Annotated in this window: 18 protein-coding genes and 2 tRNA genes; 19 read left to right on the top strand and 1 reads right to left on the bottom strand. The window is 53.4% G+C overall.

The genetic code is table 11. The features are described 5' to 3' along the window. Positions 1-255: 255 nt before the first annotated feature. From ACWAU4_RS05715 to secF, 5 genes are all read left to right on the top strand, one after another. The gene (locus ACWAU4_RS05715; RefSeq protein WP_243756830.1) at positions 256-3,201 is read left to right on the top strand and encodes an alkaline phosphatase family protein; all 2,946 of its coding nucleotides are present in this window, start codon (positions 256-258) and stop codon (positions 3,199-3,201) included. Positions 3,202-3,445: 244 nt separating this feature from the next. Then, positions 3,446-3,922: a transcription elongation factor GreA gene (gene greA / locus ACWAU4_RS05720; protein ID WP_025887902.1), complete on the top strand. Its 477-nt coding sequence runs from the start codon at positions 3,446-3,448 to the stop codon at positions 3,920-3,922. A gap of 106 nt (positions 3,923-4,028) precedes the next feature. Continuing rightward, positions 4,029-4,598, top strand: a complete 570-nt coding sequence (locus ACWAU4_RS05725) for a hypothetical protein (protein ID WP_454290481.1) — start codon at positions 4,029-4,031, stop codon at positions 4,596-4,598. Between the two features lie 119 nt (positions 4,599-4,717). Next, positions 4,718-6,553 (top strand): protein translocase subunit SecD, encoded by a 1,836-nt coding sequence (secD, locus tag ACWAU4_RS05730; RefSeq protein ID WP_093982434.1) that lies wholly within the window; start codon positions 4,718-4,720, stop codon positions 6,551-6,553. Positions 6,554-6,557: 4 nt separating this feature from the next. Then, complete coding sequence (gene secF, locus ACWAU4_RS05735) at positions 6,558-7,454, top strand: protein translocase subunit SecF (protein ID WP_391564169.1); 897 nt, start codon at positions 6,558-6,560, stop codon at positions 7,452-7,454. 115 nt (positions 7,455-7,569) lie between these two features. Here the strand turns inward: secF and yhbY are convergent, their stop codons facing one another. Continuing rightward, the gene (gene yhbY / locus ACWAU4_RS05740; RefSeq protein WP_025009926.1) at positions 7,570-7,869 is read right to left on the bottom strand and encodes a ribosome assembly RNA-binding protein YhbY; all 300 of its coding nucleotides are present in this window, start codon (positions 7,867-7,869) and stop codon (positions 7,570-7,572) included. Positions 7,870-7,959: 90 nt separating this feature from the next. On the opposite strand from yhbY, the gene rlmE reads away from it, so the two are divergent. The 14 genes from rlmE to rpsO all read left to right on the top strand — a co-directional run bounded on the left by rlmE (position 7,960) and on the right by rpsO (position 21,137). Next, a complete protein-coding gene (rlmE, locus tag ACWAU4_RS05745) occupies positions 7,960-8,589 on the top strand; it encodes a 23S rRNA (uridine(2552)-2'-O)-methyltransferase RlmE (RefSeq protein WP_025009927.1) in 630 nt (209 codons plus the stop codon). A 44-nt stretch (positions 8,590-8,633) separates the two neighbouring features. After that, the gene (gene ftsH, locus ACWAU4_RS05750) at positions 8,634-10,598 is read left to right on the top strand and encodes an ATP-dependent zinc metalloprotease FtsH (RefSeq protein WP_025009928.1); all 1,965 of its coding nucleotides are present in this window, start codon (positions 8,634-8,636) and stop codon (positions 10,596-10,598) included. A 113-nt stretch (positions 10,599-10,711) separates the two neighbouring features. Beyond that, the gene (gene folP / locus ACWAU4_RS05755; RefSeq protein WP_096141561.1) at positions 10,712-11,548 is read left to right on the top strand and encodes a dihydropteroate synthase; all 837 of its coding nucleotides are present in this window, start codon (positions 10,712-10,714) and stop codon (positions 11,546-11,548) included. A 98-nt stretch (positions 11,549-11,646) separates the two neighbouring features. Further along, entirely contained in the window at positions 11,647-12,984 is a 1,338-nt protein-coding gene (gene glmM, locus ACWAU4_RS05760; RefSeq protein WP_115389099.1) for a phosphoglucosamine mutase, read from the top strand. A 182-nt stretch (positions 12,985-13,166) separates the two neighbouring features. Further along, positions 13,167-13,949, top strand: a complete 783-nt coding sequence (tpiA, locus tag ACWAU4_RS05765) for a triose-phosphate isomerase (RefSeq protein WP_025009931.1) — start codon at positions 13,167-13,169, stop codon at positions 13,947-13,949. Between the two features lies 1 nt (position 13,950). Next, positions 13,951-14,256 carry a preprotein translocase subunit SecG gene (gene secG / locus ACWAU4_RS05770; protein ID WP_025009932.1) on the top strand — a complete coding sequence of 102 codons (306 nt, stop codon included), beginning with the start codon at positions 13,951-13,953 and terminating at the stop codon, positions 14,254-14,256. A gap of 10 nt (positions 14,257-14,266) precedes the next feature. After that, a tRNA-Leu gene (locus tag ACWAU4_RS05775) sits at positions 14,267-14,353 on the top strand. Between the two features lie 81 nt (positions 14,354-14,434). Further along, positions 14,435-14,511 (top strand) — tRNA-Met (locus tag ACWAU4_RS05780). A gap of 174 nt (positions 14,512-14,685) precedes the next feature. Next, entirely contained in the window at positions 14,686-15,141 is a 456-nt protein-coding gene (rimP, locus tag ACWAU4_RS05785; protein ID WP_025009933.1) for a ribosome maturation factor RimP, read from the top strand. A gap of 27 nt (positions 15,142-15,168) precedes the next feature. Then, the gene (nusA, locus tag ACWAU4_RS05790; RefSeq protein WP_028780659.1) at positions 15,169-16,668 is read left to right on the top strand and encodes a transcription termination factor NusA; all 1,500 of its coding nucleotides are present in this window, start codon (positions 15,169-15,171) and stop codon (positions 16,666-16,668) included. A 24-nt stretch (positions 16,669-16,692) separates the two neighbouring features. Next, positions 16,693-19,350 carry a translation initiation factor IF-2 gene (gene infB / locus ACWAU4_RS05795; protein WP_025887923.1) on the top strand — a complete coding sequence of 886 codons (2,658 nt, stop codon included), beginning with the start codon at positions 16,693-16,695 and terminating at the stop codon, positions 19,348-19,350. 57 nt (positions 19,351-19,407) lie between these two features. After that, positions 19,408-19,821, top strand: coding sequence for a 30S ribosome-binding factor RbfA (rbfA, locus tag ACWAU4_RS05800; protein WP_025009934.1), 414 nt, complete (start codon positions 19,408-19,410; stop codon positions 19,819-19,821). Beyond that, the gene (gene truB, locus ACWAU4_RS05805) at positions 19,821-20,768 is read left to right on the top strand and encodes a tRNA pseudouridine(55) synthase TruB (RefSeq protein ID WP_208125619.1); all 948 of its coding nucleotides are present in this window, start codon (positions 19,821-19,823) and stop codon (positions 20,766-20,768) included. The genes rbfA and truB overlap by 1 nt, the downstream gene beginning before the upstream one ends. 99 nt (positions 20,769-20,867) lie before the next feature. Continuing rightward, positions 20,868-21,137: a 30S ribosomal protein S15 gene (gene rpsO / locus ACWAU4_RS05810; protein ID WP_025009936.1), complete on the top strand. Its 270-nt coding sequence runs from the start codon at positions 20,868-20,870 to the stop codon at positions 21,135-21,137. The last annotated feature ends 121 nt before the right edge of the window (positions 21,138-21,258 follow it).

A 21,258-nucleotide genomic window follows, 5' to 3' on the forward strand; every position in this document is an offset into this window, starting at 1 on the left:
TTTTTGTAGGCCGGATGATTTGGGTCATTGGGAAGGTGCGAACAGGTCCCATGCGTGCTCTGCGTTATCCGACTTTGACAGGCCCCGGCATGCCTTCAGTCAGATGCCTTGAACGCCAATTGCTGTGTAAGCCACTCTCTACAAAAAAGAACGCCGCGAGGACTTATTTGCACCTTCCCCTGGCTTTGGGATCTTGGCAGCTCTTGCTAAACTCGCCCACTATCAAGGCGCTTCAATCGAGGCGTTGCAATCAAGATGTTTCAGGGAAAGGAAGTGATGATACTCGAGTCTGTCTCAAAGGAGCCCAAGGGCCGGGAAAGCGTTGCGGGGCGCGTCAAAGGGCTGTTCAACCGGCGGAGCAAAGCACAGGCTCTTGCCTTGAGTTTTGGCCTGGCTTTGAGCCTCGGCAGCAACGGTGTGCGGGCCGATATCAACACTGTGCCTTTGGTGGCGCCTTTGTATCACGGCGGCGATCTGCTGCAAAAGCAGCTGTTTAAAGGGTTGGAGCTCAGTGTCACCACAGGGCGCGATCTGGCGATATTTTCCGTTGCCGGTATGAGCCTGGATGCCTACATTTTAACGCTGCCGCTCGATGCGCCGACCAAGACCAGGGTCATAGCCCGGCTGTCGGATCCTTTCTACAGCATCCCCCTTGGGCATTTTCTCTACCTTTTTTACGACAGATACAGCCGCGCCGAAAACCGGGATCAGTTCCGGGATTATCTGCTGAGCCAATACGGCAAGGAGCAAATCGCGCCCTGGCAGCATTCGCTGTTCAGCCTGGAGGAGCAGGTCAAAGACAACACCGAACCGACCGCCGAAGCCAATGACAGACGCGAGGGCATGACGCTCAATCGCCAGTTGGTTGCCATGTTGGTGACTGTCTATGATCGTCTGTTCAACAATGATGACTGGGCCCTTGGCAAGAAACTGCCGGAACATTACCGCTATCTTGGCGATAGCCCTGAAGATCTGGCGCTGATTGCCGACATTCAGCCGCTGATCATCACTGAGATTGGCAAGTATGTCGGCAGTCTGCCCGAGGGGGATATGCGCAGCGCCCTCGAGCTGATTATTGAAGATGGCAAGGCGGAAAATGCCGCCAAGGTAAACAACAAGGCGCAGGCGATAACTGTTACCCTTATCGACTTTGTCCGTCTCAATGTGCTCAAGGCCTATCGCCAATATGCATTACCGGCGCAGCGGGCCAAGGCCTTTTCTGCCTGGATGCAGGCCAGTCTCAAGGAAGATCCCAAGGGGCTGAGTGACTTTCTGGCAAGTTGGAGTCAACGCCCAAGAGCGGTGCAGATAACAGTAGATGGCTTGAGCCAGGGACTGATGCAGGCGTTGGTCGCGCCCAATTCCGGCCCTTATCTCAAAGAAGTACTTGCCAGGGATGCGGCTTTGTCGCAACTCTCGCCCGCGTCAGCCATGGGGCGGCCGCAGCATACTCCCAAGCAGGACTTTTTGCGTCAGTTGGTGAAACATGGCGCCACCGACCAGTACTATCTGCCGTTTTTCAAGGCACTCTATCGCCGGAGTGAAAATGGCATAGCCACAGGTGGTATCTCTTCCACGCCTACCATCAGTGTGCGCAATCTGCCGATTATCAAGACAGGCGCCGCAGTGTCCGGCCAGGGCGGCACAGGGATCCCCAATTTTCACTTTGTCGATCGCACCCGTGATCGGGCCTATTACTTCTTCGGCAATGATGCCCTGCAGCTCGAAAATCTGGCGGAGAGCCGCGGCATGCGCACCATGTTCGACCGACTGAACTATCTCAAGACCTTAAACTGCAACGCCCAATATGACTGGAACGCCCAGACCAGCTTTGATGCCCTGGTCAATCTGGGACTGGGGGAAGCGATCCGTGATTTTGGCGAGCAGCGCTGTCTCAATGAGTTGTCGCTGCGCGCCGAAGCCGAAAAGGGCTTGCAACATAGAGTTGCGGCGGTTCGAGAGCAACTCGAGGCCTACGACAAGATGGGCGCCTGGCGGCTGTTTTCCCGCATGAGCTTGCGGGCCAAGCTCAATGAACAGCTCAATGAGCTGGCCTTGCTGAGTGAGCAGGCAATGCCGGACTATCTGCTTATTTATAACCCCTGGCCGGATCACTTCGCCCATTTCAAGGGGCCGTTCAGCGATGAAATCATAGCGCCGACCGGTGAGCTTAACCGGCTCGATTACTGGCTCGGCCGTCTGGACAAGGTGTATCGGGACGCGGGTATCTATCCGCAGACGCTGTGGGGCATGGCCGGCGATCATGGTTTGGCACCTGTGTATCACACCCTTAACCCCGAACTGGTGCTGCAAGATGCGCTCAAGCAACGCGGGGTCGAGCTCAAGATAAGCAAAATCTCCTCTGATGAAGGGGAAGGCCCCAAGATAACCAACAACCTCAATCCGCCTTCACTGCATGGGGTAGATTTGGTGATAGCCTCCACTGCCGGTGGCAACTATATGCTGGACTTCTTTAACTCGGACCGAGGTTGGCAGGTGCAACCCCTGTATCAAGAGTTGACCCGTTTTAAGGTCAGAGAAGGCAAGGCGCTGGATATGGTCAGCCTACTTGCCGATGAGTTGCAGGAATCGCTGGATTATCTTGTGGTGCGCCAAAGCGATTGTACGCTTGATAGCTGCTCTGTGCGTTTGGTGGGATACAGAAACGGGCAGCGCCGCGATGAAATGATCAGTCGCGAGTCGGGCGTTATCCGTTATCAGGCGCTGGATGCTAAAGGCGCGCCTGAGCTGCTGGCACTGGCTCAGAGCAACCCTTATCTGACGCCGCTGTCTGATGTTCAGCTGTCCGCCAAGCAACAACTGCTCGAACTATGCCTGGGGAGTACCAAAGGTTGCAGCGCCGAGCAGTGGCGCAGCCTGGCGGCCATGAGTCCCAGACCCGATGCTGTGGTGCAGCTGGCACATCTCTATGATGAAGACAGGGCCGGCACCATCAATCTCTTCCCCAAAGAGGGCTTTGGCTACAACACTCTGGTACCGGGTCGTCATGCGGGCGAGCATTATCTGGAAAAAGATGCCTTCATAGGTTTCTGGGGCGAGACGGTCAAACCCGGCCAGAGATTGGGGCCGCTGGATAACGGCTCACTGGCACCGACCTTGTATCAGTACCTTACCGGTGAGCAGGTCGAGACAGGAGACAATGGTTGGGGCTATCCCTCTGTGCTTTCGAGTCTTAACTGAGATGAATTTCTCATCGTCGGTGCCACAGAAACAGAGATTTTTGTCGCCATGGCTGGCAAGCCAGCCATGGCTTAGGTAAGCTTGTAGCCAAGATGAATTGAGTTTTAGCCGGTGTATTCCCCGGTATTCCGCTATGCATCCCTGGCGCCGCTGACAAAATGGCGCCCATTCACCCGGAAAATGAGTCTCTGTTGGCCTTAGGCCGACGGAGGCTGCTTTTGTTTGACAGGAGACGAAAGAGATTATGAACAAGGTTCCCATGACCCTGGTTGGGGCAGAACAGTTGCGCAAAGAACTGGATATACTCAAGTTTGATCGCCGTCCCAAGATCACCGAGGCAATTGCCGCGGCGCGTGAACTGGGGGATTTGAAAGAAAACGCGGAATACCATGCAGCCCGTGAAGAGCAGGGCATTTGCGAAGCCCGTATCCGCGATATCGAAGGCAAACTGTCCAATGCCCAGATTATTGATGTGACCAAGATGCCCAACAATGGCCGGATCATCTTTGGCGCCACTGTGACCATACTGAATCTGGACACAGATGCCGAAGTGACTTACCGCATTGTCGGTGACGATGAGGCTAATATCAAAGAGAACCTGATCTCGGTGAACTCACCCATTGCCCGTGGCCTTATCGGCAAAAATCTGGGGGATGAAGTCAACATCCAAACTCCCGGTGGCCTGGCAGAATATGAAGTGGTCGCCGTCGAATATATCTGATTGCGTTATCAAGCCGCCTCCGGGCGGCTTTTTTGTGCAAGATGGACAAAGTTTAATTTGCCCGTCAGGGCTTGAAAGACTAGCATCCGCCCAAATAACCCTGTTTATGGATAACACCTTGCTGAGAATCATGCGCCTCTTTACCCTGCTGATCGCCATAGGTCTGCTGGGCAATGTGTATTCCGGGATTGCCTCTGATGCAACCTGGAAGGCGTTTGAGCAAGCCTTACCCGAGCTCAGTCAGCAACAAGATGCTGACAAAGAGCCGTCTTCTGCAGTGTTGTCAGCGTCTCTTGCTCAAGAACCCCAATCCCAGGAGTCCCTGCATCATAAGCTTGGCAAGCATGATGCTGCCGACAGAGAAAAGATGGATGGCAAGGTTTCCCTGTCTCACTTATCCAAGTTGCTGCGCTCCGAGCAGGGCGACCAACTCTATTCGGCGCCCGGAGCCAGCCAGCGCTGCCTCAGCACGGCCGCTCCGCATGATGTGGCCGAGCCACCCTATGAATTGGCGTTTGAAATCGCTATGCTACCGGCGCCTGTGCTCAGCATAGGTTTTGCCGAGCAATTGCCTATTGAGCAGTATTGGACCTTAAAGCACCCAGGAGCCGGTCTGCGCCTTGGGGGCTGGAAAGACGCCAACCTCCGCTATCGCTTCAGTCAGCAAGCCGCCTGACGCTCTCTACCGGGCTTTTCTGTCCGGGTTTCACTTCATCTGTTGTCAGTCACTCCCTCATTGGATGGCTGCGACTGTGATATGTGGCTTAAGCCACGAGTCGAAAAGAGAGCATAAATATGATAACTGACTCATTATTAAAGAGTAATGGCCGAGGGCGCCAGCCTAAAAAACTGCTTAATCACTACAGCGCCTGGAAATATCTGGTACTGGTAGTCACCCTGGTGGTGATGGCGCTGAGCGCCTTGCCGACTTGGTATGGTGAAGATGCCGCGGTGCAAATATCCCCCAAGGCTGGACTGGACTTATCTCCGACCCAGATAGTTTCTGAACTGGCCAAGGCCGATATTCAAGTCAAGCGCCTGGACAGCAAAGATCAGCAAACCCTGATTATTCTCAATGACGAAGGCCAACAGACTTTGGCCAAATCCTTGCTGGCCGGTCGTGCCAAAGATCCCGCTGAACTCACTCTGGCTTTGAGCCCGGCAGCGCCCGAGTGGTTGCTCGGCATGGGGTTTGAACCCATTAAGTTGGGGCTGGATCTTCGTGGCGGGGTGCAATTCTTGTTGGATGTGGATATCACCCCTGTGTATCAAACCCAGGGAAGTTCACTGGCCGATGCCCTGCGTGCCTTTGCCAGAGAGCAGGGGATCCGAGGCTTGAGTGTGCGTCAGGGCGCTGAAGAGCAACTGACAGTGGTTATGCCAGAGGCGGCTCGCGCCGAGGTGCGGCAGTTTATGGCCAGGCAATACCCGCTCTGGCAGGTGAGCAGCAATAACAGTCAGCTCAAGTTGGCGCTGACTGAGGCTGAGAAAATCAATTTGCGTAACCTGACAGTGCAGCAAAACCTGCAGATCATGCGTACCCGTATCGAAGAGTTGGGGATCACCGAAGCGCTGGTGCAGCGTCAGGGCGAGAGCCGCATCCGTATTGAGCTGCCAGGTGTTCAAGACCCGGCTGCCGCCAAGAGTGTGATAGGGGCGACTGCGACTCTGGCCTTCTATGAAGTCAAGGACAGTGCCACCGGCGCCATGTTGATTAAGGACAAGTCCGGCAATTCTGTGCCCGTGGCGCGCAAACCTGTGCTGACCGGCGAGCATATTGTCGATGCCCGTGCCGGAATAGGTGAAATGGGCACTGCCGAGGTCAATATTACCCTGGACAGTGAAGGCGGCCGCCGTATGACCGACTTCTCCCGAGGCCATATCGGCAAGCCTATGGCCACGGCATACAGTGAGTACAGCCGCGATGCCAACGGCAAGGCAGTACAAAGCAATGAAATTATCAGTGTCGCCACCATTCAGTCTGTGCTGCCGGAGCGTTTTCGGATAACCGGCGCCGGTAGTTATCAGGATGCGCAGCAACTGGCTCTTTTGCTGCGGGCCGGTTCTATGACTGCGCCTGTCACCATAGTTGAAGAGCGCACCATAGGCCCAACGCTGGGTGCAGAGAATATTCACAACGGCTTTGCCGCCCTGGCGCTCGGCATGGGGATCACCCTGGTATTTATGGCGCTTTGGTATCGCAGGCTTGGCTGGGTCGCCAACCTGGCATTGCTGGCTAACATGGTGTTGCTGTTTGGCTTGCTGGCCTTGATCCCCGGCGCGGTACTGACTCTCCCCGGGATTGCCGGTTTGGTGCTGACAGTGGGGATGGCGGTGGATACCAATGTACTGATTTTCGAGCGGATCCGCGACAAGCTTCGTGAAGGGCGAGCATTGGCTCACGCCATTGATAAGGGCTTTGACAGCGCCTTCTCCACCATTTTCGATGCCAACTTCACCACTATGATCACTGCTGTAGTGCTCTACGCCATAGGTAATGGTCCTATTCAGGGGTTTGCGCTGACGCTGGGGCTGGGGTTGTTGACCAGTATGTTCACCGGGATTTTTGCCTCAAGGGCGATTATTAACCTGGTCTATGGCAAGAACTTCAGCCGCGAAGTGAGGGTTTAATATTATGATTAATATGAAAAATGCAACCAAGTGGCGTTATTTCAGCAGCGCGGTTTCCGTGATTTTGATGATAGTGTCCATCAGTGTGATTGCCGTCAAGGGGCTCAACTGGGGGCTGGATTTTACCGGCGGCGTGGTCAGTGAAATCCGTATCGACAGCTCAATCAGCTCCAAATCGCTGCAACCTGTGTTGCAGCAGGCCTATGGCCAGGAAGTCAGCCTGATTGCTGCCGGTGAGCCGGGACGCTGGGTGCTGCGTTATGCAGCGCCAAGTGCCGGGCAAACCATGCCCGAACTGCCGGAGGTACTGGCGGGTATGAACACTCATGTTGAAGTGCTCAATACCAGCATAGTCGGGCCTCAGGTCGGCCAGGAGTTGGCCGAGCAGGGCGGCTTGGCTTTGCTGGTGGCAATGCTGTGTATTCTGGGGTATCTCTCTTACCGCTTTGAGTGGCGTCTGGCGTCCGGTGCGGTATTTGCTCTGGTACATGATGTTATCTTTGTGCTGGCTTTTTTCGCCGCCACTCAGATGGAGTTCAACCTGACGGTGCTGGCGGCTGTGTTGGCCATTTTGGGATATTCGCTCAACGATTCCATCATTATTGCCGACAGGATCCGCGAATTGCTGGCTGCCAAACCCAAGCTGGCGGTAAAAGACATCAATAACCAAGCGATTGCGGCCACTTTTGCCCGAACCATGGTGACATCCGGTACTACCCTGATGACTATTTCAGCACTGTGGATCATGGGCGGAGGCCCCTTGGAAGGATTTTCCATCGCCATGTTTATCGGGGTGTTGACCGGTACTTTCTCATCGATATCGGTTGGTACTTCACTGCCGGAATGGCTGGGACTGTCCAGTGAGCACTATCGGGTGACGCCTGTGACCCAGACACCCTGATTGAAACCTATCAATTAATACTGATTTAATCCGCCGGCGCCACAATGTGTGCGCCGATGGGATTATGGCAACAAAAAAGCCACCGGTTAAGGTGGCTTTTTTGTGGGGAAAGGGCTTATCTGGCCTTGGGCAGAGCGATTTTCATCTCTTCGGATTGACGGAAGAGCACCAAAACATGGCCGATCAGCTGCACCTTGGTTGCCTGGGTTTCACGGACAATGGCATCAACGATAGCGGCTTTCAGTTCTCTGTCTTCAGAGGCGACTTTAACTTTAATCAGCTCATGGTGAGAGAGCGCATTATCAATTTCAGCCAGTACCCCTTCAGTCAGGCCATTGGCACCAAGCAGCACTACCGGCTTAAGGCTGTGTGCCAGGCCCTTGAGATGCTGTTTCTGTTTGGTTGTTAAGTTCATTTCTACCAACTTTTGCTGAGTTACTGTTGAAAAGCCGCTATTCTACCCTCATATAGCCCTTGTGTAACTCTCATTTGTTGCGGATTTTGAATGTCAGGTAAGAAACGTACGGCCAGTTCCACCCGTTGGATGCAGGAACACTTTGATGATCACTATGTCAAATTGGCACAAAAACGGGGGCTGCGTTCGCGGGCCGCGTTCAAGTTAGAGGAGCTGCAACAAAAAGATCAGCTGATTAAACCCGGGATGACAGTGGTCGACCTGGGGGCGGCTCCTGGAGGTTGGTCTCAGGTGGCGGCCAAGTTGGTCGGTGAAAAAGGTAAAGTGGTTGCCTGTGATATTTTACCGATGGACCCAATCGTTGGCGTCGATTTCCTTCAAGGAGACTTCCGTGAGGAAAAAGTCCTTGAGGCCTTGCTGACCCGGGTAGGGGAAGATAAGGTTGACTTGGTGCTCTCGGATATGGCGCCCAATATGAGTGGTTCAGATGGTGTGGATCAGCCCAGAGCCATGTATTTAGTGGAGTTGGCGCTGGATATGTGTCATCAGGTGTTGGCAGCCAATGGTAGTTTTGCTGTTAAAGTCTTTCAGGGGGAGGGCTTTGACGAGTATATGAAAGCAGTCAGACAAGCGTTCAAGACTGTAAAAACCCGTAAGCCGGATTCCTCCAGGCCACGTTCTCGCGAGGTCTATCTGGTAGCGACAGGGTACAAGTTGTAGTACCCTGATTGAAGTAAATCTCAAGACTTTGTGAGGTTCAGTAATTGAGTGACATGGCAAAAAATTTGATTCTCTGGGTGGTCATCGCCGTGGTGCTGATGTCCGTGTTCCAGGGTTACTCCCCCTCTTCTTCGTCAGCGCAGAAGATGGATTATTCGACTTTCCTGGACGATGTTCGTAGCGGCCAAGTCAGTAACGTTGAAGTGAAAAGCGACCAACGTACGATTGAAGGCGTCAAAAAGTCCGGTGAAAAGTTCACCACCATTATGCCCTTGTATGACCAGGATCTGATCAATGACCTGGACCGTAAAGGCATCCGCATGAAAGGGCAGGAAGCCGAAGAGTCAGGTTTCCTGACACAGATCTTTATCTCCTGGTTCCCCATGTTGCTGCTTATCGGGGTGTGGATCTTCTTTATGCGACAGATGCAGGGCGGTGGCGGTAAAGGCGCCATGTCCTTTGGCAAGAGTAAAGCCAAGCTGATGAGCGAAGATCAGATTAAGACCACCTTTGCCGATGTGGCCGGTTGTGACGAGGCCAAGGAAGAGGTGAAGGAGATGGTGGATTATCTGCGTGATCCCACCAAATTCCAGAAACTCGGTGGCCGTATTCCTACCGGTGTCTTGATGGTTGGCCCTCCAGGTACAGGTAAAACCTTGCTTGCCAAGGCGATTGCCGGTGAAGCCAAGGTGCCTTTCTTTACCATCTCAGGTTCTGACTTTGTGGAAATGTTTGTCGGTGTCGGTGCCTCCCGGGTACGTGACATGTTCGAGCAGGCCAAAAAGTCGGCTCCATGCATCATCTTTATCGATGAAATCGATGCCGTGGGCCGTCAGCGTGGTGCAGGACTCGGTGGTGGTCACGACGAGCGTGAGCAAACATTAAACCAGATGCTGGTGGAAATGGATGGCTTTGAAGGTAATGAAGGTATTATCGTTATCGCCGCAACCAACCGTCCAGACGTGTTGGATGCCGCGCTGCTGCGTCCAGGCCGTTTCGACCGCCAGGTTGTTGTGGGGCTGCCGGATGTTCGCGGTCGTGAGCAAATTCTTAAAGTGCACATGCGTAAAGTGCCTTTGGGTGATGATGTTAAAGCCAGTGTGATTGCCCGTGGTACGCCTGGGTTCTCAGGTGCGGATCTCGCCAACTTGGTTAACGAGGCTGCACTGTTTGCCGCTCGCGGTAATCGCCGTGTGGTGACCATGGAAGAGTTTGAGAGTGCCAAAGACAAGATCATGATGGGCGCCGAACGCCGCTCCATGGTGATGTCTGAGTCCGAGAAAGAGATGACGGCTTACCACGAAGCCGGTCACGCGATTGTGGGCTATCTGGTGCCTGAGCACGACCCTGTGCATAAGGTAACCATTATCCCTCGAGGCCGGGCCTTGGGTGTGACCTTCTTCCTGCCGGAAGCCGATGCCATCAGTGAGAGCCGCCAGAAGCTGGAGAGTAAGATCTCTGTGGCCTACGGTGGTCGACTGGCCGAAGAGATTATCTTTGGCACTGAAAAAGTCTCTACCGGTGCATCTCAAGACATTAAATATGCTACGGCCATTGCCCGTAACATGGTGACCCAGTGGGGCTTCTCCGAGAAACTCGGTCCGCTGCTGTATGCAGAGGAAGAGGGCGAAGTATTCCTGGGCCGCTCCATGGCCAAGTCCAAGCATATGTCTGATGAGACTGCGGCCATCATAGACTCTGAAATCAAGGCCATCATTGACCGCAACTACCAGCGTGCCAAACAACTGCTGGATGAGAATATGGACGTACTGCACGCGATGAAAGATGCGTTGATGAAGTATGAGACCATAGACTCGCGCCAGATAGAGGACCTGATGGAGCGCCGCGAAGTGCGTCCTCCGGTCGATTGGCAGCTGGACGACAATGGCTCTTCCAACGGCAATAATGGCAGTAAAGGTGCCAAGCCTGAAGAGACTGAAGTTGAAGAGCATGAGCCGAGTGATACTGCTGCAGATTTGGGCAAACCCGGTGAGAGCCCGCTGAAATAAGCCTACTCTGAGGTAAAAGAAAACCCCGCAAGGGGTTTTCTTGTTTCTGCCTGAAGTCACAATAATAAATCCAATAAAGATGTTCTCGCGCTTGACGCGTAAGGGAGTAAAGAGTGTTTGAACTAAAGTCCGGTGCTCACCAACTATTACTCGATGAGCCCAAGGTAATGGGGATCCTCAATGTAACCCCGGATTCGTTTTCCGATGGCGGCCGTTTTTCTTCCTTTGAACTGGCCTGCCGCCACGCCGACCAAATGGTGGCCGATGGCGCCGTGTTTATCGATATCGGCGGCGAGTCCACCCGGCCCGGGGCTGCCGATGTCAGCGTCGATGAGGAGCTTTCCCGGGTTGTTCCCTTGGTGGAGTATATTGTCGCCAAGTATCCCCAGATCTGGATCTCTTTGGATACCAGTAAAGCCGAAGTGATGCGCGCCGGTATCAATGCCGGCGCTCACCTTATCAATGATGTGCGGGCCTTGCAGGAGCCCGGCGCTCTACAAGCCGCTGCTGAACTGCAGGTGCCTGTGTGCCTGATGCATATGCAGGGGCAACCCAGAACCATGCAGAATGCGCCCCACTATGAGGATCTGCTTGCCGAGGTGAATGACTTCTTTGCCAAGCGCATTGAGGCCTGTATTGAAGCGGGGATCGCCAGAGAGGCAATATTGCTGGATCCGGGTTTTGGATTTGGCAAGACGCTGGAACACAATTATCATCTGCTGGCCCATTTGCAGGAGCTGGCAAAATTTGATCTGCCTTTACTTATCGGACTGTCGCGAAAGAGTATGATAGGAAATCTGCTTGAGCGCAGTGTCGACAACAGATTGGCAGGTAGCTTGGCAGGCGCCATGTTGGCAGCTCAGCGGGGCGCACATATTATTCGGGTACATGATGTCGCAGAGACCAGCGATGTACTCAAAGTCATGGCAGCAACCAAGCAGTTTGGATAAAGACAGCGCCGTGACTTCATAGGTTTCAGGCCGGTGGGTCAGCCGGTATTAGGTTTACAGTATATAGAATAACCATTCAAAGATGGTTCTCAGTAGGAGTGAGCGTGAGAAAGTTTTTTGGTACGGACGGGATCCGCGGCAAGGTTGGAGCGGGCAAGATGACTCCGGAGCTGGCACTTAAGCTTGGCTGGGCTGCCGGTAGGGTCTTGTCCCGCAGTGGTACCCGTAAAGTGATTATAGGCAAAGATACCCGGATCTCAGGTTATCTGTTCGAGTCGGCGTTGGAAGCCGGCTTGTCTGCCGCCGGACTCAATGTGATGTTAATGGGGCCCATGCCGACGCCGGCCGTCGCCTACCTGACCCGAACATTCCGCGCCGAGGCGGGGGTCGTTATCAGTGCATCTCACAATCCCTACTATGACAACGGTATTAAGTTTTTCTCCACAGATGGCAGCAAGCTGGATGACGAACTGGAACTGGAGATAGAAGCCGAGCTGGAAAAACCTCTGGTTTGTGTCGAGTCGCACCTGCTGGGGAAAGTCTCCCGTATCGATGATGCCGCCGGTCGTTATATCGAATATTGCAAAGGTAACTTCCCGGCGGATCAAACCCTCGCCGGGCTCAAGATAGTGGTGGATTGTGCTCATGGCGCTACCTATCACATCGCCCCCAATGTGTTCCGCGAACTGGGCGCCGAGGTAGTGACCATAGGGGATAAGCCCAATGGCATCAACATCAATGATCAGGTTGGTGCGACCTCCATGGCCAAGATTTGTGAGACCGTGGTCAGCGAAGGCGCCGATCTGGGTATCGCGCTCGATGGCGACGGCGACCGTATCATGATGGTCAATCGACAAGGTGAAGTGATAGACGGCGATCAGATCCTCTATATTCTTGCCTGCGACGCCCAAAAGCGCGGCATTCTCAAAGGCGGGGTTGTCGGTACCTTGATGTCCAATCTTGGACTCGAATTGGCGCTCAAACAGCTCAATATCCCCTTTGCCCGTTCCAAAGTCGGCGACCGCTATGTAATAGAACTGCTGAAAGAGAAAGATTGGCGTATAGGGGGGGAGAACTCAGGCCATATCCTCAATCTGGATCATGGCACTACGGGTGATGGTATAGTGGCAGGTATTCTGGTGCTGGCGGCAATGCGCCGTCACAACGCCTCGCTGGAAGAGTTGACTGAATCTATGAAGATGTTGCCTCAGGTCCTTATTAATGTTCGCTTTGAAGGCAACTCAGATCCGCTGGCATCACAACTGGTGAAAGACGCCCAGGCTCAGGTTGAGTCGCAACTGGGTGAGCGCGGCCGGGTACTGCTGCGTAAATCCGGTACTGAGCCTTTGATCCGGGTGATGGTGGAAGGGGACGATGAAGCCCAGGTGCGCGCCCATGCCGAAACCATAGCCACCGCAGTCAAACAAGCGGTCTAAACTGGCCTTTTTTAGCTTAATCAAAGTAAAATTAATGACTTAAGCTGGAATTGTGAGCGATTTACTGAGTGCGAGCGCAAAAAGTAGCCGAACACACAGTAAATCGCAAAAATTCCGTAATCAGGTATTGTAAGTTAATAAGTGGTTCGCTATTATTCACGCCGCTTTCAGAGGAGATGGTGATGGCACTCAGACGTCCAATGGTAGCAGGCAACTGGAAAATGAATGGCAGCGCGCAGTTGGCGCAAGAGTTGTTCAAGAAGTTTGCCACCAAGCTACATAATGATTCTGTTGAAGTGGTTTTATGCCCACCAGCAATTTACCTGGAAAGCGTAAGGCAACTGCTCGAAACTAACAGGGAAACCCTGAACGGTTCTCTGGTTAGAATGGGGGCTCAAAACCTGAGTCAGCACGATTTTGGTGCCTATACAGGTGAAACCTCAGGGCGGATGCTGAAAGATGCCGGCTGTCGTTATGTGATAATCGGTCACTCGGAACGCCGCCGTATGTACGGTGAGACGAGTAATATAGTGGCAGAGAAATTTGCCGCAGCTCAAAAGCACGGTTTGACCCCGATACTTTGTGTCGGTGAATCGGGCCCGGCTCGTGAAGCAAGACGTACCTTCGAGGTGCTTGCCGAGGAGTTGGATGTGGTAATCGAAAAAAACGGTACCATGGCTTTTGATAATGCGATCATCGCCTATGAACCCCTTTGGGCTGTAGGGACAGGAAAGAGCGCAACACCGGAGCAGGCACAAGAAGTTCACGCGTTTATACGCAATCGCCTCTCTGAAGTGTCCCCTTATATCGGGGAAAACATCAGGATTTTGTACGGCGGCAGTGTCACACCGAGTAATGCTGCAGATTTATTCGCCCAACCTGATGTGGATGGTGGACTGATAGGCGGTGCTAGCTTAAACTCTACCGAATTCTTGAGTTTATGTACGATAGCAATGAGCGCTTAATATGAAAGAAGTACTGATGGTTATTTACTTGTTGGTAGCTTTGGGTCTGGTTGGACTCATCCTTATCCAGCAAGGCAAAGGGGCTGACATGGGCGCATCTTTTGGTGCCGGTGCTTCAGGAACCCTGTTCGGTTCAGCAGGTTCAGGTAACTTTCTGACCCGTACAACGGCGATTCTCGCTATCGCGTTTTTCACTCTCAGCCTGGTTATCGGCAACATGAGTGCACATCACGTGAAGCAGGAAACCAACATTATGGGGCCTGACGTAGAACAGACCCAACAGTCTGAGACCAAAATTCCAGACTAATACCGAATATGCCGAGGTGGTGAAATTGGTAGACGCGCAGCCTTGAGGTGGCTGTGACCTAACGGTCGTGCGGGTTCAAGTCCCGCTCTCGGCACCAATCTTTAACTGAGAAATGGATGTGAAATTTTCCTCAGTTATTGCAAGTAAAAGCTGAAATCAGTAAACTTGCAGCAGTTGACGCGGGGTGGAGCAGCTTGGTAGCTCGTCGGGCTCATAACCCGAAGGTCGTCGGTTCAAATCCGGCCCCCGCAACCAGCTCCCAGTGATGAATTGCGCTACTCTACAATTCATCCTGTTTACAGGTTCTTGAACATAATGACCTCGTGATTACGGGGTTTTTTGTTATCTGGGACTTTTAAATTTGCTGCCTTTTACGGCAGCTCAATACTGGGGCTATTAATAGCCCTTTTTTGTTTTTCGGGGGTTACCTTGGCAACATTAGAATCCAGACTCACAGAAATGCTTACTCCAGCAGTGGAAGGCTTAGGCTACCAGCTCTGGGGTATTGAATTTGTTAAGGCCGGCAAGCATTCAACCTTGCGGCTATTTATTGACAGTGAGAACGGCATTAATATTGAAGACTGTGCCAATGCCAGTCGTCAGGCGAGCGCCATTCTGGATGTCGAGGACCCTATCACTTCCGAATACACTCTGGAAGTCTCCTCTCCCGGTCTCGACAGGCCGCTGTTCACCTCTGAGCAATATGGTATGTACCTTGGAGAGGAAGCAAAGATTCAACTGACTATGCCGGTAGCGGGTAGTCGTAACTTAAAAGGTACCATCACTAAGGTGGACGGGCAGATGCTCACCCTGACAGTGGATGGAAAAGACTTGATTATTGCCTTGGATAACATCCGTAAAGGCAACCTGATCGCTAAGTTTTGATGGTTTCAAGGTGAACGAGGCAAGACGATGAATAAAGATATTTTGCTGGTCGCTGAAGCGGTTTCCAACGAAAAGGCTGTACCGCGCGAAAAGATTTTCGAGGCGCTCGAAATTGCGCTGGCTACCGCAACCAAGAAAAAGTATGAAGGCGATATCGATGTTCGTGTTGCCATAGATCGCAAAACCGGCGACTACGAGACTTTTCGCCGCTGGTTGGTGGTTGATGATAACGGTGAAGCGTTGGAAAACCCTTACCGTGAAATCACTCTGGAAGCGGCTCGTTATGAGAACCCTGAGATCCAGCCTGGTGAGTTCATTGAGGATGAAATTGATTCGGTACAATTTGACCGTATCACCACTCAAACCGCCAAGCAGGTGATAGTACAGAAAGTCCGTGAAGCCGAGCGTGCCCAAATCGTCGAGCAGTTTATCGACAAAGAAGGTGATTTGGTTACCGGTGTGGTCAAAAAGAGCAACCGCGACAGCGTAGTGGTTGATCTCGGCAACAACGCCGATGGCGTGCTGTTCAAAGAAGATCTGATCTCCCGTGAGACTTTCCGTCCGGGTGACCGTGTACGTTCTCTGTTGTATGCAGTGCGTCCCGAGGCCCGTGGTGCTCAGTTGTTCCTGACTCGCACCAAGCCAGAGATGCTGATCGAACTGTTCCGTGTTGAAGTACCGGAAATTGCCGATGAGATGATCGAAGTGATGGGCGCCGCCCGTGACCCAGGTTCACGGGCCAAGATCGCCGTGAAATCAAACGATCGTCGTATCGACCCTATCGGTGCCTGCGTAGGTATGCGTGGAGCCCGGGTACAGGCCGTATCCAATGAGCTCGGTGGTGAGCGTGTTGACATAGTGCTTTGGGACGATAACCCGGCACAATTTGTTATCAACGCCATGGCACCGGCCGATGTGGCCTCAATTATTGTTGACGAAGATAACCACTCAATGGATATCGCCGTCGAAGCCGATAGTCTGGCACAAGCTATCGGCCGCAATGGTCAAAACGTTCGTTTGGCGACACAGCTGACCGGCTGGGTACTGAACGTGATGACAGTGGAAGACATGAACAAGAAACATCAGGCCGAAAGCGCCAAAGTGATGGAGCTGTTCATGGGTGCGTTGGATGTGGACGAAGATTTCGCCCAGGTGCTGGCCGACGAAGGATTCACCTCTCTGGAAGAGGTGGCTTATGTTCCTGTTTCCGAGCTGTTGGCCATCGAAGGATTTGATGAAGACATAGTTGCCGCATTGCGTGAGCGCGCCAAGGCTGCCTTGTCTACCCGTGCACTGGCATCCGAAGAAGCACTGGATGGTGCCGAACCGAGTGAAGAGTTGTTGTCCATGCCTGGAATGGAGCGCCACCTGGCCTACGTTCTGGCAAGCATGGGTGTGATAACTCTGGAAGATTTAGCCGAGCAAGGCATTGACGATTTGATCGAAATTGAAGAATTGACAGAAGAAAAAGCAGGTGAGCTCATCATGGCAGCCCGCAACATCTGTTGGTTTGGCGAAGAAGCATAGTCGATCAACAGGGGGATTTAACTGATGGCAGAGACAACAGTAGAGAAACTGTCCACTGAAGTGGGAAAAAGCGTAGAGCGATTGATCGAGCAGTTTTCCAAGGCCGGTATCAAGAAAGGCAAGAATGACAGTGTCACCGAGGCCGAGAAACAGCAACTGCTGGACTACCTGAAAAAGCAACATGGTGCGGACAGTGCGCCCACCAAGATGACATTACAGCGTAAAACCGTATCGACTCTGAGTGTCGCCGGCAGCGGCGGCCAGTCCAAAGACGTCAAAGTCGAAGTTCGCAAGAAGCGCACCTTTGTGAAGCGTGACCCGGCCGAATTGGCCCGTCAGGCGGAAGAGCAGGCCCGCGCAGAAGCCGAAGCCAAAGCTCAGGCGGAAGCCGAAGCGAAAGCCAAGGCCGAAGCTGAAGCCAAGGCCAAGGTAGAAGCCGAAGCGAAAGCCAAGGCGGAAGCCGAAGCCAAAGCAAAGGCTAAAGCGGCTCAGGATGCCGGCAAAGCCAAGGAAGAGGTTAAGGCCGATCCCAAGACCAGCGCCGAGCAGGAAGCTGCCCGTGTTGAAGCCGAGCGTTTGAAAGCGGCTCAGGCTGAAGCTGTTAAGCGCAAGGCCGATGAAGAAGCCGCCCGTGCGGCAGCTGAAGCCCGTCGCCTGGCTGAAGAGAATGAAAAGCGCTGGGCCGAAGAAGAGCGTCAGCGTCTTGAAGCCGAGAAGCGCAGCGATCACCATATCACCACCTCTAAAGTGGCCCGCGCCGCCGAAGATACCAGCGATATGGATGAGGAGAAGCGTGGTCGTCGTTCACGTCACAAGAGTGCCGGTAAGAAACGTACCAAGGACTCCCGTGACGGTCGCGAGCGCAACATCCGTAACCGTGCGCCTCAATCCATGAACCATGGCTTCAACAAGCCGGTTGCCGCGGTAAACCGCGATGTACGCATAGGTGAAACCATTACTGTGGCCGAGCTGGCCCAGAAGATGGCCATCAAAGCCACTGAAATCATCAAGACCATGATGAAGATGGGCTCTATGGTGACCATCAACCAGGTACTGGATCAGGAAACTGCCCAACTGGTTGCCGAGGAGATGGGCCATAAGGTTGTGCTTATCCGTGAAAACGAGCTGGAGCATCAAGTTCTGGCCGACCGTGACGGTGAAGATGTCAAACTGGAGCCACGTGCGCCGGTTGTGACCATCATGGGTCACGTTGACCACGGTAAGACCTCGCTGCTTGACTATATCCGTCGCACCAAGGTTGCGGCCGGTGAGGCCGGTGGTATTACCCAGCATATCGGTGCCTACCATGTAGAAACCGACAACGGCATGATCACCTTCCTGGATACTCCAGGCCACGCCGCGTTTACCGCTATGCGTGCCCGTGGTGCCAAGGCCACTGATATCGTGGTTCTGGTTGTGGCTGCCGATGACGGCGTAATGCCTCAGACCATTGAAGCTATCCAGCATGCCAAGGCCGGTGGTGTACCGCTGATCGTGGCAGTGAACAAGATGGATAAGCCCGAAGCCGATATCGACCGCGTCAAGAGCGAACTGTCCCAGCACGGCGTGATGTCGGAAGAGTGGGGCGGTGACAACATGTTTGTGTTCGTATCTGCCAAGACAGGTATGGGCGTGGACGAGCTGCTGGAAGGTATCTTGCTGCAAGCCGAGATCCTCGAGCTCAAAGCCGTACGTGACGGCATGGCCGCCGGTGTGGTTGTTGAGTCTCAGCTGGATAAGGGCCGTGGTCCTGTTGCTACCGTCCTGGTTCAGGAAGGTACTCTGCGTCAGGGCGATATCGTTCTGTGTGGTCTGGAGTACGGTAAGATCCGTGCCATGAAGGATGAAAACGGTAAGAGCATCACTGAAGCCGGTCCGTCGATTCCGGTTGAGATCCTGGGTCTGTCCGGGGTGCCTTCTGCCGGTGACGAAGCGACTGTTGTTCGTGACGAGCGTAAGGCCCGTGAAGTCGCCCTGTATCGTCAGGGTAAGTTCCGCGACATCAAGCTGGCGCGTCAGCAGAAGTCCAAGCTGGAAAACATGTTTGCCAACATGACCGAAGGCGAAGTGAAAGAGCTGAATATCGTGCTCAAGTCCGACGTACAGGGTTCTTTGGAAGCCATCGTCGACTCGCTGACCCGTCTGTCTACCGAAGAAGTGAAAGTTAACATCATAGCCAGTGGCGTAGGTGCACTGACCGAGACAGATGCGACTCTGGCAGCGGCGTCCAACGCCATCATGGTGGGCTTCAACGTCCGTGCTGACGCTCAGGCCCGTAAGACCATCGAAAGTGAGAGTGTGGATTTGCGCTACTACAGCGTAATCTATGACCTCATCGACGAAGTCAAGTCGGCCATGAGCGGTATGCTTTCTCCTGAATTCAAGCAGGAGATCATTGGTCTGGCTGAAGTGCGCGATGTGTTCAAGTCGCCTAAACTGGGTGCAATCGCCGGTTGTATGGTGACCGAAGGTATCGTTAAGCGCAGTGCACCTATCCGGGTTCTGCGTGAGAACGTGGTTATCTATGAAGGTGAGCTTGAGTCTCTGCGTCGCTTTAAAGATGACGTTAGCGAAGTTCGCAATGGCATGGAATGTGGTATCGGCGTGAAGAACTACAATGATGTTCGCGTAGGCGACCAGATTGAGGTGTTCGAAACCGTCGAGGTTGCCCGTACCCTGTAACGACAACATCGAAAAGGGCGGCTGAGGCCGCCCTTGTTGATTTTGGGGAAGAATACTATGGCAAAAGAATTTAGTCGTACCCGGCGTATCGCACAGCAACTGCAACAGGAGCTGGCGCAGGTACTGCAGCGTGATATGAAAGATCCTCGTGTAGGCATGGTCACTGTCAATGACGTGGAAGTCTCACGGGATCTGAGTTATGCAAAGGTGTTTGTCACCTTCTTTGAAGAAGACCCTGTCAAGGTCGACGAAAAGCTGGCTGCACTCAACAAGGCAGCGCCTTATGCCCGCACCTTGGTTGCCGGCAGAATGAAACTCAGGGTGATGCCTGAGCTGAGATTTGTCTATGACAAGTCTCTGGTCGAGGGGATGAGAATGTCCAACCTGGTGACCGAGGTCATCAATCAGGACAAGGCCAAACAGCAGACCTTTGGCACCGAGTCTCAAGACAAGGATGAGGAAAACAACTGATGGCGCGTCGTCCCAAAGGCCGTTTGGTCGATGGTATCGTCCTGTTGGATAAAGACACTGGTATGAGTTCCAACTTTGCCCTGCAAAGGGTTAAGCGGATCTACAACGCCGCCAAGGCCGGCCATACCGGCGCGTTGGATCCTCTGGCGACAGGTATGCTGCCCATCTGTCTTGGCGAAGCCACCAAGTTTTCCCAGCATTTGTTGGATGCCGATAAACGCTATCTGGTGACAGCCAAGCTTGGAGAGCGCACTGATACCAGCGATTCTGACGGTGAAGTGGTACAAACCCGGCCGGTTGAGTTTTCCGTGACTCAACTGGAAGAGGCGCTGGAGCATTTTCGCGGCGATAGCATGCAGGTGCCTTCCATGTACTCGGCGCTCAAGTATCAGGGGCAGCCCTTGTACAAGTACGCCCGGGAAGGCAAGGAAGTGCCTCGCGAAGCCAGGCCTATTCATGTCTATGATCTCAAGTTCATCTCTTTGGAGAATGACGAGCTGACGCTGGATATTCACTGCTCCAAGGGCACGTACATTCGCACTATCGTAGACGACTTGGGCGAAATGCTTGGCTGCGGTGCCCATGTGATCATGTTGCGTCGCACTCAGGTGGCGGGTTATCCCTATGAGCGCATGGTTAGTCTGGCACAGCTTGAAGCCTTGCTGGAACAGGCCATGACCGAAGAGCAGGTGCCTTCCGAGCTGTTGGATCCTTTGCTGCTTCCCATGGACACTGCGGTTGCCGACCTTCCCGAGTGCAATGTTCCCGATGCCATGGCCGGATATCTGCTCAACGGTAACCCGGTGCGGGTCGCCAAGCTGGAAGCCGATACCCTGGTGCGGATCACCCTGGGTGAAAGCAAGCGCTTTATCGGTGTTGGTATGATGAATGACGATGGTTTGTTGGCTCCCAAGCGTTTGGTAGTGTTGCCTGAGGCAAAAAGCTGAGCTTGACTTGCGATCTACGGCCCTTGAGGTTATTATGTCGCGCCTTGGCTGAGTTAGTGATCGGCTGGGGAAACTATCAAGACTATTTTGGAGAGACACATGTCACTAAGTACTGAAGCGAAAGCTAAAATCCTGGCTGAATTCGGCCGTGGCGAAAACGACACTGGTTCTACAGAAGTTCAGGTTGCACTGTTGACTGCTCAGATCAACCACCTGCAAGACCACTTCAAAGAGCACACTCACGATCACCACTCACGTCGTGGTCTGCTGCGTATGGTTAGCTCTCGTCGTAAGCTGCTGGCTTACCTGAAGCGTACCGACGTTGCTCGTTATACCGCTCTGATCCAGAAGCTGGGTCTGCGTCGCTAATCGCGAACTGTACCAAAAGAAGAGGAGGCCCAGGCCTCCTTTTTTTGTATCTGCAATTTGGGGCAAGCTTATTGAAATCATGCCCTTTTCTGTGCGCTTTCGTCCTAACCTGTCTTTAAAA

Source organism: Shewanella sp. FeAMO (assembly GCF_053653955.1).

What these genes read in the sequence shown, in the direction of transcription:
- truB (WP_208125619.1), top strand. Translation starts at nt 19,821, where the DNA reads ATGGCGCGTCGTCCCAAAGGCCGTTTGGTCGATGGTATCGTCCTGTTG.
- ACWAU4_RS05725 (WP_454290481.1), top strand. Translation starts at nt 4,029, where the DNA reads ATGGATAACACCTTGCTGAGAATCATGCGCCTCTTTACCCTGCTGATC.
- secG (WP_025009932.1), top strand. Translation starts at nt 13,951, where the DNA reads ATGAAAGAAGTACTGATGGTTATTTACTTGTTGGTAGCTTTGGGTCTG.
- tpiA (WP_025009931.1), top strand. Translation starts at nt 13,167, where the DNA reads ATGGCACTCAGACGTCCAATGGTAGCAGGCAACTGGAAAATGAATGGC.
- yhbY (WP_025009926.1), bottom strand. Translation starts at nt 7,869, where the DNA reads ATGAACTTAACAACCAAACAGAAACAGCATCTCAAGGGCCTGGCACAC.
- ACWAU4_RS05715 (WP_243756830.1), top strand. Translation starts at nt 256, where the DNA reads ATGTTTCAGGGAAAGGAAGTGATGATACTCGAGTCTGTCTCAAAGGAG.
- rbfA (WP_025009934.1), top strand. Translation starts at nt 19,408, where the DNA reads ATGGCAAAAGAATTTAGTCGTACCCGGCGTATCGCACAGCAACTGCAA.
- greA (WP_025887902.1), top strand. Translation starts at nt 3,446, where the DNA reads ATGAACAAGGTTCCCATGACCCTGGTTGGGGCAGAACAGTTGCGCAAA.
- secD (WP_093982434.1), top strand. Translation starts at nt 4,718, where the DNA reads ATGATAACTGACTCATTATTAAAGAGTAATGGCCGAGGGCGCCAGCCT.
- infB (WP_025887923.1), top strand. Translation starts at nt 16,693, where the DNA reads ATGGCAGAGACAACAGTAGAGAAACTGTCCACTGAAGTGGGAAAAAGC.
- secF (WP_391564169.1), top strand. Translation starts at nt 6,558, where the DNA reads ATGATTAATATGAAAAATGCAACCAAGTGGCGTTATTTCAGCAGCGCG.
- rpsO (WP_025009936.1), top strand. Translation starts at nt 20,868, where the DNA reads ATGTCACTAAGTACTGAAGCGAAAGCTAAAATCCTGGCTGAATTCGGC.
- rlmE (WP_025009927.1), top strand. Translation starts at nt 7,960, where the DNA reads ATGTCAGGTAAGAAACGTACGGCCAGTTCCACCCGTTGGATGCAGGAA.
- nusA (WP_028780659.1), top strand. Translation starts at nt 15,169, where the DNA reads ATGAATAAAGATATTTTGCTGGTCGCTGAAGCGGTTTCCAACGAAAAG.